Source organism: Ruegeria sp. L11, from assembly GCF_056531755.1.
The window spans coordinates 122,932-136,563 of sequence record NZ_JBQFMI010000004.1; the positions used below are offsets into that span (position 1 = coordinate 122,932).

At 56.1% G+C, this 13,632-nt stretch carries 14 protein-coding genes; 3 read left to right on the forward strand and 11 right to left on the reverse strand.

Annotated features, from left to right (window positions below):
- Positions 1-52: 52 nt before the first annotated feature.
- The 4 genes from ACR0CE_RS10470 to ACR0CE_RS10485 form a co-directional block, all read right to left on the reverse strand.
- Positions 53-691 (reverse strand): acyl-homoserine-lactone synthase, encoded by a 639-nt coding sequence (locus ACR0CE_RS10470; protein WP_480483174.1) that lies wholly within the window; start codon positions 689-691, stop codon positions 53-55.
- Positions 692-773: 82 nt separating this feature from the next.
- Entirely contained in the window at positions 774-1,493 is a 720-nt protein-coding gene (locus ACR0CE_RS10475; RefSeq protein WP_209506490.1) for a helix-turn-helix transcriptional regulator, read from the reverse strand.
- A gap of 367 nt (positions 1,494-1,860) precedes the next feature.
- Positions 1,861-3,144 carry a crotonyl-CoA carboxylase/reductase gene (ccrA, locus tag ACR0CE_RS10480; RefSeq protein WP_267363824.1) on the reverse strand — a complete coding sequence of 428 codons (1,284 nt, stop codon included), beginning with the start codon at positions 3,142-3,144 and terminating at the stop codon, positions 1,861-1,863.
- 134 nt (positions 3,145-3,278) lie between these two features.
- Complete coding sequence (locus ACR0CE_RS10485; RefSeq protein ID WP_480832279.1) at positions 3,279-4,643, reverse strand: 1-acyl-sn-glycerol-3-phosphate acyltransferase; 1,365 nt, start codon at positions 4,641-4,643, stop codon at positions 3,279-3,281.
- A gap of 144 nt (positions 4,644-4,787) precedes the next feature.
- Here ACR0CE_RS10485 and ACR0CE_RS10490 point away from each other — a divergent pair, with 144 nt between their 5' ends.
- The 3 genes from ACR0CE_RS10490 to deoD all read left to right on the forward strand — a co-directional run bounded on the left by ACR0CE_RS10490 (position 4,788) and on the right by deoD (position 7,925).
- Positions 4,788-6,755, forward strand: coding sequence for a methylmalonyl-CoA mutase family protein (locus ACR0CE_RS10490; RefSeq protein ID WP_480832281.1), 1,968 nt, complete (start codon positions 4,788-4,790; stop codon positions 6,753-6,755).
- 123 nt (positions 6,756-6,878) lie between these two features.
- Complete coding sequence (locus tag ACR0CE_RS10495) at positions 6,879-7,196, forward strand: H-NS histone family protein (protein ID WP_209506499.1); 318 nt, start codon at positions 6,879-6,881, stop codon at positions 7,194-7,196.
- Positions 7,197-7,214: 18 nt separating this feature from the next.
- Positions 7,215-7,925: a purine-nucleoside phosphorylase gene (deoD, locus tag ACR0CE_RS10500; protein WP_480506743.1), complete on the forward strand. Its 711-nt coding sequence runs from the start codon at positions 7,215-7,217 to the stop codon at positions 7,923-7,925.
- A 24-nt stretch (positions 7,926-7,949) separates the two neighbouring features.
- On the opposite strand, the gene ACR0CE_RS10505 is transcribed toward deoD, so the two are convergent.
- From ACR0CE_RS10505 to sdhC, 7 genes are all read right to left on the reverse strand, one after another.
- Positions 7,950-8,813, reverse strand: a complete 864-nt coding sequence (locus ACR0CE_RS10505; RefSeq protein WP_480832284.1) for an urea carboxylase-associated family protein — start codon at positions 8,811-8,813, stop codon at positions 7,950-7,952.
- Between the two features lie 290 nt (positions 8,814-9,103).
- Positions 9,104-9,244, reverse strand: a complete 141-nt coding sequence (locus tag ACR0CE_RS10510; RefSeq protein WP_267363816.1) for a hypothetical protein — start codon at positions 9,242-9,244, stop codon at positions 9,104-9,106.
- A gap of 122 nt (positions 9,245-9,366) precedes the next feature.
- The gene (locus ACR0CE_RS10515) at positions 9,367-10,146 is read right to left on the reverse strand and encodes a succinate dehydrogenase iron-sulfur subunit (protein ID WP_152456842.1); all 780 of its coding nucleotides are present in this window, start codon (positions 10,144-10,146) and stop codon (positions 9,367-9,369) included.
- A 31-nt stretch (positions 10,147-10,177) separates the two neighbouring features.
- Positions 10,178-10,804 carry a sulfotransferase gene (locus ACR0CE_RS10520; RefSeq protein WP_480832286.1) on the reverse strand — a complete coding sequence of 209 codons (627 nt, stop codon included), beginning with the start codon at positions 10,802-10,804 and terminating at the stop codon, positions 10,178-10,180.
- A 96-nt stretch (positions 10,805-10,900) separates the two neighbouring features.
- Positions 10,901-12,706, reverse strand: coding sequence for a succinate dehydrogenase flavoprotein subunit (gene sdhA / locus ACR0CE_RS10525; protein ID WP_267363813.1), 1,806 nt, complete (start codon positions 12,704-12,706; stop codon positions 10,901-10,903).
- An 18-nt stretch (positions 12,707-12,724) separates the two neighbouring features.
- A complete protein-coding gene (sdhD, locus tag ACR0CE_RS10530) occupies positions 12,725-13,096 on the reverse strand; it encodes a succinate dehydrogenase, hydrophobic membrane anchor protein (RefSeq protein ID WP_267363812.1) in 372 nt (123 codons plus the stop codon).
- A gap of 13 nt (positions 13,097-13,109) precedes the next feature.
- Complete coding sequence (gene sdhC / locus ACR0CE_RS10535; RefSeq protein ID WP_267363810.1) at positions 13,110-13,496, reverse strand: succinate dehydrogenase, cytochrome b556 subunit; 387 nt, start codon at positions 13,494-13,496, stop codon at positions 13,110-13,112.
- Positions 13,497-13,632: the final 136 nt, after the last annotated feature.

Here is a 13,632-nt window from a genome sequence, read left to right on the forward strand (position 1 = left end):
CCTACAGGGCCGCGCCAACCATCACCAGATGCGGAATTGCGTTTTCCGGTCCTTAGGCAGACAAGGCAAATCGGTGCAGTTTGGATCGCCCGAAAGCCGCCTTGAACCACATGCGCGAAAGCTCACGCGGGATCCCTGCCCGTTCAGCCACGCGGTTGCAATCATCCGCTGAATAGGGCCACAACCCAACCGAGATCTGGTCACGCCCTTTGCCTTGGGTTCCAAGAACCTTGGGGGACGACCCGATCAGACGATAGATCCGGATCATACGGGCATCAAAAACACCGGCAATATGCGTCAGGCCAAAGCCTTCCATCATCTCGCCCCCGCTTAGCATGATGGCCCCGGCAGTGTGCGGGCTGGCTGTGCGGGACAGGCAGAACCGGGTCACCTCCCAGATCAGCGGGCTGCAAATCGGCTTGCCGCCGTTGAGATGCCCAAACACCTCATTGATCATTACCCGGCCTGTTGTCGGCAATACCCGCATCGACCCGCCATGGCTGCCATCCGGTTCTTCCCAGATGACATAAAGCGGGTTGAAGTCGTCGTACTCATCCCGCTCTTCTCCTTTTTTGTTGACATGGACATCCCACCCCAACCGGGTTTTGAACTGATCTGCGCGATCCTTGAACATCCCCTCAGCCAGAGTCGGAAATCTGTGTAACTCATCGGCATATAGATAACGCAACATGACTTTTCCCCTTGTCGTCCTGTGCAGGAACGAAGGGGGTACAGAGTCGTGGTTAATATTGCGTTTTGAGTACGCTCTGCCCTTAAACCACTATTAATCCCCGGCTGAGTGCCGTTGCGATTGCGTGGGTCGTGTTAAGGGCTCCGAGTTTCGATCGGGCGCTTTCAATGTAAACGCGTAGCGTGTGTTCCGAAATCGACAGGGAATGCGCCACCTGAGCACGGCTGTAACCCAGTGCCAAAAGGGTAATGGCGTCGATCTCACGGGGCGACAGGCCGCGCGTGGCATCCGGTTGCCTGTCCTTTTCAAACTCCAGCGCTTTGCGGTTGATATAGTGCGCAACAAGAATCAACTCACGCCCGTAGGTCGAGATGAAGGTCTGCCAGGTTTGATCGTCGCAGCTGTGGTTAACGGTAAAAAGAGCGAACTGACCGTTTGGCCCTCGGATCGGGATCGAGTATCCCTGATTGCCGACCCCATGGTCGTGGGCATCCTGAAGGAATGATTTGGCCACCTTGCTGGACCAGTCCAGAGACTTCCAGTCAACTGGGTGAAATCGCTGGAAACAACCCAGAATTACAGGGTCGATACGATGATAGTTTTTTTCCCTGTATCGTTCGTCCCAGGCGTCTGAGTAGGTCGTATAGCCGTATTGGTCCCCCGCGCCGTCAACCCAATGATATGTCAGATGTGCGACCTTCAAAGTGTCTCGCAGACACTCGGCAACGATGCTGAGCTCTTCAAGCGTGCTGGTGTTTTCCAAATCCTGTAGGATTTGACCCAAATCGGTTTTCGTTCCCATCCGCGGGCGCCCGTGCCTCGTTCTTCAGGGACGCAATCTCGGCCGCGGCAATCAGTCTTGTATCATCAAGCTGTTCTGCAAGCGCGCTCAACCCATTCGCAACGGCGAACGCATTGAGGTCCGATAGTACGTCCAATATCCACTCATTTTGCGCCATCAGGGTCTCTCTGAAACAGTTAACGAAGCGTTAACACAACCATAACATGTATGATCTTTTTCGACCTATTCACCGGTTTCTACTCCCCAAAAATAGCGGGAGTAAGAATCGCAAGCATTTGAAACCATGAAAAAGGTCTGCAAACAGCAAACCACCCGCGAACCGGCAGTGCGATTCGCGGGTGGTTTTTGTCTAACGTCCTTAACTTTATCAGCCTGCGTCCAAAACTTCTTCGAGAGTGCGCAGCCCGGTACGCGGCGCCTGAACAAGCACAGACATGTTGCCCGGCTTGTGTTCATTCCGCAGCATTTTCATATGTGCTTCCGGTAGGTCGTTCCAGGCAAACACCTCGGACATACAGGGATCCAGGCGGCGCTCGACCATCAGCTTGTTCGCCGCCGCCGCCTGTTTCAGATGGGCAAAATGCGAACCCTGCAGGCGTTTCTGGTGCATCCACATGTAACGCACATCGAATGTGCAGTTGAACCCGGACGTCCCCGCACAAATCACAACCATGCCGCCTTTTTTCACCACGAAAGTCGAGACCGGGAAGGTGCTCTCGCCCGGATGCTCGAACACCATGTCGACATTGTTGCCCTTGCCGGTGATGTCCCAGATTGCCTTGCCGAATTTGCGGGCCTCTTTGAACCACTCGGCGTATTCGGGCGTATTGACCGTGGGCAGTTGACCCCAGCAATTAAAGTCGCGGCGGTTCAGAACCCCCTTTGCGCCCAGACCCATGACGAAATCACGCTTGCTTTCGTCCGAGATCACCCCGATCGCGTTTGCCCCGGCTGTGTTGATCAACTGGATTGCATAAGATCCCAGACCGCCCGAGGCACCCCAGACCAGAACGTTCTGACCCGGTTTCAGGTCATGCGGTTCGTGACCAAACAGCATACGATAAGCTGTCGCGAGTGTCAGCGTGTAGCAGGCCGCTTCTTCCCAAGTCAGGTGCTTGGGGCGCGGCATCAACTGCTGAGCCTGCACGCGTGTGAACTGGCTGAATGAGCCGTCAGGTGTTTCATAGCCCCAGATCCGCTGGCTGGTCGAATACATTGGGTCGCCGCCGTTGCATTCTTCGTCGTCGCCATCGTCCTGGTTGCAGTGGATGACAACTTCGTCGCCAACCTTCCACCGCTTGACCTTGTCACCAACGGCCCAGACGATACCCGATGCATCAGAGCCCGCGACATGGTACGGTGCCTTGTGGCCATCAAAGGGGCTGATCGGCTGGCCCAGTGCAGCCCAGACACCGTTGTAATTAACGCCTGCAGCCATCACCAGAACAAGCACCTCATTGCTGTCCAGCGTGGGTACATCGACCACTTCCTGCTGCATCGCTGTGCTTGGCTCGCCATGGCGTTCCTTTCGGATGGCCCAGGCGTACATTTGTTTCGGGACATATCCCATTGGAGGGATCTCACCCATTTCATAGAGGTCTTTTTCGGGTGCCTCATACGACGCGATACCGGTTTCGGTGTCCAAAGCCATGCTGGCCTCCTTTTTCAATACTTTTGCCGCGCCGCAGAATCGCGCGCTTTATCAGATGAAATATTGGCCATCGCGAAATATTGCAACCGTTTTTGATGCAATATTGTAATTTTATGACCCAGCAGTTGCAGAAATTATTTTGCAGACGCAGAATTTGAGGGGCGCGCGGAAACCGGTACAGATGCTGCATAATACTCCAGCAGATCACCGCGTTGCCCAGATGCAGAAAGAATATCTCCCTGCCGCTTGAGAATCCGTCGTTCAATCAACTGGTCCAAAGCGCTTGATATGGCCGGCGCATTGTCTTGGGTCTGCCTACCGTCGCGTTCCATCATCGTCTGAATAGAGGACCGCAGATCCTGTTCCGCCATCGGCCCATTGTCACGTATCAGCAAACAGGCCGCAGGGGCCGGAACCAACGGGATCGCGTTCTGGATACGCTGCATCAATGTGCGCGCCAGATCGGTCATCATGTCGTCACTGCCTTCGGCCCGGAACTCTTTCAGGGAAATCGGCATTCCGTACCGGACCGATGCCAGCCCAAACCGCTTGTAGCGCCCGATCACTCGCCGCCAGAACTGCTTGAAAATCCATCGCGCGATGACACCGATCCGGGCCCGAAAACGACGCTCTTTTCCCAGTGCCGCACGGGTAAGAATAGTGTCTTCAAGCACACGGTCATAATTCAAAGCGACGGGAACGAATACAACATCACGCCCCTGCGACGTCGTCCCATCCATTATGTACTTGAGCAATCCAAGCTTTGGGCGGGCGAGCGCTCCTGTCAGGCTTAAACCACCTTCTGGAAACATGGCTTGCGTCACACCGGCTTCGGTCGCATGGCGCACATAGGTGGACAAAACCTGCCGGTAGAGCTCGCTGCCTGACTTGCGCCGGATAAAGTAGGCCCCCATTGCACGGATCAACCGGCTGAGCGGCCAAACCCGAGCCCATTCTCCTACCGCGTAGGATAAAGCAGAGTGCGGGGCCGCCAGATATGTAACCAACACATAGTCCATGTTGCTTCTGTGGTTCATCACAAAAACAACGGTTGCATCAGGGTCGATGGTCCTGACCGCGTCTTCGTCTTCGTAGCTAAGCCGCACCTCGTAGAACGTGTTGCTTAGCAGCCGGGCCAAACGGATCGCAAAACTGAAATAGGCGAAGGCGGAAAAGGACGGCACGATTTCGCGGGCATAGCGGCGTGCCTGCTCGGACGCGACGGCTTCGGGTATTCCGGTTTCAAGGGCGTGATGCTGGACCGCTTTACCGACCTGTGGATCATAAATCAGCCGTTGAATCATGTCGTGCCGACGAGCCAGCTTGAACGGTTGGATCGGACGTTGCAAGCGCTGGTTCAAACGCGCCACGGCACGTTCCAACCGGCGGCGGAAGAACCATCGGACTGACGGGAACAGGAAATGCGAAGCGAAAGTAACCATGGCAAAGACCACGATCAGCACAAAAAGCCAAAGCGGAAGTTCCACGGTTTGCGTCATGGCCGCACCTTGCCACCAATCGCAGCTGCTCACAATCTGAACAATTGCAGAATGCCGCAACGCAGCGAATTGACATGTCCCGAAAATTGCGATTTAGAACCCGTAGACGTAATTTTATTGCCCATCGAAACGCGAGGCCCCTTCATGACGCAGATGCAGAAAGATCGCCCCTGGCTCATCCGGACCTATGCCGGTCATTCTACCGCCAAGGCCTCGAACGCGCTTTATCGTGGCAACCTTGCCAAAGGGCAAACCGGTCTTTCGGTTGCCTTCGATCTGCCCACCCAGACCGGATATGACAGTGACCACACGTTGGCACGTGGCGAAGTTGGCAAGGTCGGGGTGCCCGTTTGCCATCTGGGCGATATGCGGGTTTTGTTCGATCAGATTCCATTGGAACAGATGAACACGTCTATGACGATCAACGCCACCGCCCCTTGGTTGCTTGCCCTTTACATCGCAGCGGCCGAGGAACAGGGCGCTGACGTTTCCAAGTTGCAGGGCACGGTCCAGAACGACCTGATCAAGGAATATCTGAGCCGGGGCACTTATGTTTGCCCGCCAAAACCGTCGCTCAAGATGATCGCGGACGTGGCCGAGTATTGCTATACCAATGTTCCGAAATGGAACCCGATGAACGTGTGCTCGTATCACCTGCAAGAGGCGGGCGCGACGCCAGAGCAGGAGCTGGCGTACGCCCTAGCCACTGCCATCGCCGTGCTTGACGAATTGCGCCCACGAGTACCTCCCGAGGATTTCCCGGCGCTCTGCGGCCGGATTTCCTTTTTTGTGAATGCTGGCATCCGCTTTGTCACTGAAATGTGCAAAATGCGCGCATTTGTCGATCTTTGGGACGAAATTCTGCAACAGCGATATGGTGTCGAGAACCCAAAGTTCCGCCGCTTCCGCTATGGTGTGCAGGTGAACTCTCTGGGGCTGACCGAGCAACAACCTGAGAACAATGTCTACCGCATCCTGATCGAGATGCTGGCCGTAACCCTGTCGAAGAATGCACGCGCCCGTGCGGTGCAGTTGCCTGCCTGGAACGAGGCGCTTGGCCTGCCACGCCCCTGGGACCAGCAATGGTCCATGCGGATGCAGCAGATTCTGGCCTATGAAACTGACCTGTTGGAATTCGATGACCTGTTCGATGGCAACCCTGCTGTTGATGGCAAGGTCGAAGAATTGAAAGCAGGCGCGCGGGCAGAGCTGGCGAATCTGGATGCGATGGGCGGTGCGGTTGCATCAATCGAGTATATGAAATCCCGCCTTGTGGATTCCAACGCTGAACGTCTGAACCGGATCGAACGCAACGAAACCGTCGTCGTTGGCGTGAACAAATGGATGGAAGGCGAGGCTTCGCCCCTTCAGACCGAAGATGGCGGCATCATGGTCGTTGATCCTGCGGTAGAACAGGAACAGATCGACCGCCTGAACGCGTGGCGGGCTGAGCGCGACGAAGCGGCTGTTGCAGCGACCTTGGCTGCGTTGCGCCAGGCGGCTCAGACAGGAGCGAACGTCATGGAGCCGTCCATTGCCGCTGCCAAGGCGGGTGTGACAACCGGGGAGTGGGCCGAAGAGATGCGCAAGGTTTTCGGCACTTATCGTGGCCCGACCGGCGTTTCCGGTTCGGTCTCGAACAAGACCGAAGGGTTGGATGATCTGCGCGCGGCGGTTGATGCCGTCAGCGACAAACTGGGACGGCGCCTGAAATTCCTGGTTGGGAAACCGGGGTTGGACGGCCATTCCAACGGCGCTGAACAAATCGCGTTCCGTGCCCGCGACTGCGGCATGGATATCAGCTATGAGGGTATCCGGTTGACCCCAGAAGAAATTGTCACCTCAGCCCGTGACGATGACGCACATGTCATCGGGCTGTCGATCCTGTCCGGCAGCCATCTGCCGTTGGTAGAAGATGTAATGGATCGGCTGCAAAAGGCTGGGCTGTCTCACATTCCCGTGGTTGTCGGCGGAATTATTCCTGATGAAGATGCCGCAAAATTGAAAGCCATGGGTGTATCCAAGGTTTACACCCCCAAAAACTTTGAACTTAATGCGATCATGAGCGATATCGTAACGCTGGTAGACCCCAAAAACCTCGCAGCCGAGTAACTGAGGTTTTAGACTCCTAATTCTCCGTTTCTTCCCATTGGATATTTGGGATGGAATAAACCATTCGTTAGAATTACGGTGCGCGTTCAAGTGCACCGTAAATATATCCTTCGGAGATGAATGATGGGGATCAATCTTGAACAGATGTCGCGTAAAGACCTTATGGCACTGCGTGACGATGTCGAAAAAGCCTTGGTAGGAGCCGAAAAACGCGAGCGCCGTGAGGCATTGAAAGCCGCTGAAAAGGCCGCCGCGGAATTCGGGTATTCGCTATCCGAGCTTTCAGGCGACGCACCCCGCGCATCCAAGCAGAAGAAAACAAAAGAAAAATACCGCAATCCTGCCAATCCGGAACAAACCTGGACAGGTCGCGGCCGCAAGCCGAAATGGGTGCACGATGCGTTGCAGGCGGGTACCGATATCTCCGATCTTGAAATCTGATCAGGGCGGATCAAAACAATGACAATTCATATCGGCGCTGAAAAAGGCGAAATTGCAGACACTGTCCTATTACCCGGAGATCCTTATCGGGCGAAATGGGCAGCCGAGACGTTTTTGGACGATGTGAAACAGGTCAATAACGTCCGGGGAATGCTTGGGTTTACCGGAAATTGGAAGGGAAATCCTGTAACGATACAGGGTAGCGGCATGGGAATGCCCTCGCTCTCTATTTACGTAAATGAGTTAATTCGTGATTACGGTGCAAAAACCCTGATCCGAATTGGGTCGTGTGGCGGAATGCAGGACAGTGTCAAAATTCGAGACGTCATTCTGGCATTGACCTCGACAACGCTGAGCACGCCGTCACGCGGTATCATGAAAGAACTGAACTTTGCGCCCTGCGCCGATTGGAGTTTGTTGCAGGCGGCAGCAAAGGCGGCGGCTGCCAAAGGGACTCCTACCCATGTCGGTGGGATTTATTCTTCGGACGTTTTCTATGATGAGCGCCCGGACCTGAATGAACAGATGGTGCGTCACGGGATTCTTGGCGTCGAAATGGAGGCGGCCGAGCTCTATATCCTGGCAGCGCGCCACAAATGTCGTGCTCTGGCAGTTCTCACTGTTTCCGATCACCTTCTGACGGGAGAAGCTCTGCCATCCTCGGAACGTGAAAGCAGCTTTGGAGACATGGTGGAAATCGCGCTACAGGCCGCATTCCCGGGCAACTAGCAGTAAGGTGGGTGCCCGCAGATCCTAACGCCCGTGCGTGCGATCATAGCCATTGCGCGCCGGGCTTTCCCAGCCATCCAGGTCTGTGGCCGTCGCGGCAAATGTTTCGACCAACAAGGGATAACACGCGGCGGTGTCAGAGGAATGTTCCGAGGAACAATCCCCACCCGGACAGGCGCTGAGATTGCCAAGCAAATCGATCTCGGCAAAGAATTCCAGATAGTCGCCGGGGCGAACGGGTGATGCTTTCATGAAATACTGACCTGTATCCCGAGTGAAGCCGGTACACATGAAGACGTTCAGAACGTCGTGCACCGCGGGTTCGGCCTCATCCATCGGGATATTCAGATGATCCACCAACGCGCGGGTCAGGTTGGAATGGCAGCAATGATGATACTGCGTGCCGGACAGCAAATTGCCCGTATATGGATCACAACGCGTGCCAATCACGTCATGAACCGACCCCCCATGGGTATCGATCCCGTACCATTCCAGTGTATCCGCTATGATCGTGGCCATCGGCCGCAGATGTGGGAAACTGGACCACATCCGCTCTCCGGTGGTCAGGTGCGTGCCATGCAGAGCCCGCGTTTTTCCGGAATAAAAGCGCTCGGACAAATCATTGCGATTCCACAGGTTCAAATCGCCAACCTGCGGGCCTTGAACCGATGTGATGCGAAAGAAATGCCCGGCAGGTACATCGAAACAGCGCGCCTCACGCGGAGAAACCAGGACTTCGCCGGTTTTGACTGCCCGTTGGCGTACAGATCTGATCCAGGGCAAATCTGGTCGCGGCAAGGCATCGTTCGGATAACAAATGACAGGGGCGACCGAACGACGGGCTTCGGCATCTTCTGGGGGGCGGGCAGTATTCTCGGAACCGGTCATGGCGTGCAGAGTGGCGGATTCTCTGGCTCGCGAAAAGCCCTATTCTCAAGCATCACTTGCCTTAAGACAGCGCATAGGTTGGTCCGGAGCAGCGACTGCCGCTCCACAAAAGCTACACCGCCAGATGCCATGGCGTCTGTCCTGTCGCCAACGACAATCCCGTGTCAGCGTGGAATGGCGCGAGCGCCAGAAAAAATAGGCGAACACTCCGGCGGCCAACAAAAGCAGAAGAACAGGCATTCCTCTGCTTTGCCGATTGACCGAAGTTTTTCAAGGGCTGTCGTATTGGATCAGGCCGCGTTTGCGTATTCGAACAGCTCGGGCTCTTTGTCGGCTTTAACCGGTTCCGGCGTGTAGTAGGCCCATGCCTGCTCCAGCAGTTTCAGCGCCTCTTTAGCGTCGATTTTTTGTTTGGATGTGTTTGCATTCATTGGAGTGATCCTGTCTCGAACTCATCACTCCTCCCTGAGCGAAAAATAAGGCAATGCAGCCGAGGCTACATCGCCTTATTTTGCAAGATCGACATGCGTTTACAGCAATTCAGTGCAGGTGATTATACCGCGCGTTCGACCATCATCTTTTTAATCTCGGCAATCGCCTTGGCCGGGTTCAGACCTTTGGGGCAGGTCTTGGCGCAATTCATGATGGTGTGGCAGCGATAGAGCTTGAACGGATCTTCCAACTCGTCCAGGCGCTCACCCGTGGCCTCATCCCGGCTGTCGATGATCCAGCGGTATGCGTGCAGCAGAGCAGCGGGGCCAAGATACCGATCGCCGTTCCACCAATAGCTCGGGCACGAGGTCGAGCAGCTGGCGCACATCACACACTCATAGAGACCGTCCAGCTTTTTCCGGTCTTCGATCGACTGCTTCCATTCCTTTGCAGGGCGGTTGGTCTTGGTTTCCAGCCACGGCATGATCGACGCATGCTGGGCATAAAAATGGGTCAGATCAGGGATCAGATCTTTGACCACAGGCATATGCGGCAGCGGATAGATTTTCACGTCGCCCTTGATCTCATCCATGCCATAGATACAGGCCAGCGTGTTGATCCCGTCGATATTCATCGCGCACGAGCCGCAGATGCCTTCACGGCATGATCGGCGAAATGTCAGGGTCGGGTCGATTTCGTTCTTGATCTTGATCAGCGCGTCCAAAACCATCGGCCCGCACGTGTCCATATCGACAAAGTAGGTATCGACACGGGGGTTCTGACCATCATCCGGGTTCCAGCGATAGATCTGGAACTTGCGCACATTGGTCGCGCCATCCGGCTTGGGCCAGGTCTTGCCGGTCGTAATCCGGGAATTTTTGGGCAGGGTCAGTTGAACCATGTCAATTCTCCATTCAGCACAAGGCCGCCTTTCAGCCTGTCCGGGCGCGCTGGGACGCCCCTCGGTTATAATGCCCCCAATGGGCGATGTTCACGTCAAAATCCGGCGCGAGCCAGTCCGCAACGCGTTGCGGATCATCACAGTCGATATCAAAGCGCTGGAAGCGCGGGTTGCCGTTAAAATAGGCTTCTACCTCGGCATGGTGCACATCATACATATGCGCCCAGCCGTGTTTCACTTCATCCACACTCAGGCCATTGGCTTTGCAACACCGATCCAGATACCCGCCACCGGAATGGTTGGCACGCGAAACAATCCAGTCATCCTTGTCCCGTGTGTTCAGCAAGAAATAGGCATCCGGGTAAGCAGCATGCAATTCACGGAAGAAACGCGCCCCGTCCAACATGAAGCGCGAACTGACAAAAGCGATGTCAGTGAAGGCCCGCACCGCTCCGAACCCGTCCAGTGGTCGTCGCCCCATGGCAATGTTGGTCAGCATGCGGTGCGCAAGATTTCGACCCTGGTCATCTTCCCAATGAACCGACGGTATCCCGCTTTTCTGAAACAGCCTGTGAAACGAGGTCGTCGCACAGCGGTTCAGCCCGATCAGGATGATCTTGGGATCGCCTGAACCGGATTGCAGGACCTCGACCGTCATGACAAGCACCGGACACGGACCGACCGCTGGCCAATGGCCGTTGCGGTCTTCGTGGGTGTTTGGCGCTTGCTCACCATTGCCTGCTGTCCGAGCCTTTTAGAACGTACGTGCCTTGGGCGCGATTTTCTTCAGGCTGATGCCACCTTCGTCTTCGGTCGTCAGCGGATCGACGATCACGGGACGATAGCTAAGCTCGACCTGGTTGCCTTCGACCCGACTAACCGTATGAACACGCCAATTTTCATCATCACGCGCAGAGAAATCTTCGTGCGCGTGGGCACCACGGGATTCCTTGCGCGCCTCTGCGCCGACGATCGTGGCCAGCGCGTTGGGCATCAGGTTGGTCAATTCCAGCGTTTCCATCAGGTCACTGTTCCAAACCAGCGACCGGTCGGTGACTTTCAGATCGTCCATCTTGGCAGCGATTGCCGTCATCTTCTCGACGCCTTCGGCCATGGTCTTGGCGGTACGGAATACGGCAGCATCCGCTTGCATGGTTTTCTGCATCTCAAGCCGCAACTCGGCGGTCGGGATGGAACCGCTGGCATTGCGCACCGCGTCGAACCGGTCAAAGGCCTTGTCGACCGATGCCTGGTTCAGAACCGGGTTCGCAGCTTCCGCATCCACGACTTTGCCTGCCCGGATCGCCGCCGCGCGGCCAAAGACCACAAGGTCAATCAGCGAGTTCGAGCCCAAGCGGTTCGCGCCGTGGACCGAGGCGCAACCGGCTTCGCCCACTGCCATCAGGCCCGGTACCACAGCTGTCGGGTTCTCGGCCGTTGGGTTCAGAACTTCACCCCAATAGTTTGTGGGGATGCCGCCCATGTTGTAGTGCACGGTTGGCAGAACCGGGATCGGTTCTTTGGTGACATCCACGCCGGCAAAGATCTTGGCGCTTTCCGAAATGCCGGGAAGACGTTCTGCCAAAGCCTCGGCTGGCAGGTGACTGAGGTTCAGGTGAATATGATCCCCTTCCGCTCCGACACCACGACCTTCGCGGATTTCCAAGGTCATCGAACGCGAGACGTAATCGCGCGGTGCAAGGTCCTTGTACTGGGGCGCATAACGCTCCATGAACCGTTCACCTTCCGAGTTGGTCAGGTAACCACCCTCGCCACGCGCTCCTTCAGTGATCAGACAGCCCGAACCGTAGATGCCGGTGGGGTGGAACTGAACGAATTCCATATCCTGCAAGGCCAGGCCGGCACGGGCCACCATGCCGCCACCGTCACCGGTGCAGGTATGGGCCGAGGTCGCGCTGAAATAGGCGCGGCCATACCCGCCGGTCGCCAGCACAACCATCTTGGCATTGAAGACATGCATCGTGCCATCGTCCAGCTTCCAGCAGACAACACCCTGACACTGACCGTCGTCGGACATGATCAGATCGATAGCGAAGTACTCGATATAAAACTCAGCATTGTTCTTCAGCGACTGGCCATAGAGCGTATGAAGGATCGCGTGGCCGGTCCTGTCCGCAGCGGCACAGGTGCGCTGTACTGCCGGGCCTTCGCCGAATTCAGTGGTGTGACCACCAAACGGGCGTTGATAGATCTTACCTTCTTCGGTTCGGCTGAACGGAACGCCATAGTGCTCCAGTTCGTAAACTGCCTTGGGCGCTTCCCGCGCGAGGTATTCCATCGCATCGGTGTCGCCCAGCCAATCCGAGCCTTTCACAGTGTCGTACATATGCCACTGCCAATGGTCGGGGCCCATGTTTGACAACGACGCGGCGATACCGCCCTGAGCCGCCACGGTGTGCGAACGGGTTGGGAAAACCTTGGTTACGCAAGCCGTGCGCAGACCCTGTTCCGCCATACCCAGCGTCGCCCGCAGACCGGCCCCACCGGCGCCGACAACGACCACGTCATATTCATGCGTTTCGTATTCGTATGCAGCCATTTCTTTCAGCTCCGGGAATTAAAGGGCAATGCGCGCGATAGCGAAGATACCAGCCGCTGCTGCGCCGTAGGACAGGCAGGTCAACAGAATGATCAGGACCTTTTCAAGCGTGCCGTGAACATAATCTTCCAGCATCACCTGCGCACCGTCCGCGAAGTGTTTGAAGCCAACCGCCAGCGTCAGTGCTGCCACGATGGCAGGAAAAGGTCGCGAGTAGTAGTCGAGAACGACCTCGAATGGCTGGCCCAGGATCGGACCAAATGTAAATACAAACAACGGCACAAGGATCAGCAAAGCAACCGAGCTGACTTTCATCGCCCAGAAATGGGCAGTGCCGGATTTCGCCGAGCCAAGTCCAGCGGCGCGTTTGCGGTCGGTCAGATAACGCATGTCAGGCCTCCAATCACGCGACGAGGACAAGGGTCAGAAGGGTCAAGACGACCGATCCGATGACAACGGCCCAACCCAGCTTGGTCGCCGTCGGGAGGTCCAGACCAACCGCGTTGTCCCAGATCAGGTGCCGCACACCGGCCAACGTGTGATACCAAAGCCCCCAAACGGATAGCGCCATCACAAGGTCTCCAAGCATCGAGGTTATTACCCCATTCGCTACCGCAAACGCCTCGGGCGAAGTTGCTGCGGCCAGAAACCACCAGACGATCAACAGAGCTGCGAGCAGAAGGGCGTTGCCGGTGATGCGCGTCAGGATGGACGTGATCGACGTCAACTGCGGGCGATAAATCGACAGATGCGGCGAAAGTGGGCGATTGCCCCGATTTACATCGGCCATGGCGGCTCCTTTTCGGTTGGCTACCGAACGTTTTACTGGTTTTTGCGACACTGTCACGTGCTGCGAGTGCAAAAACCATCAAATTGCGCTCAATTACACGGATAATTCGAATATGTGATCACACAAAATAATCTCG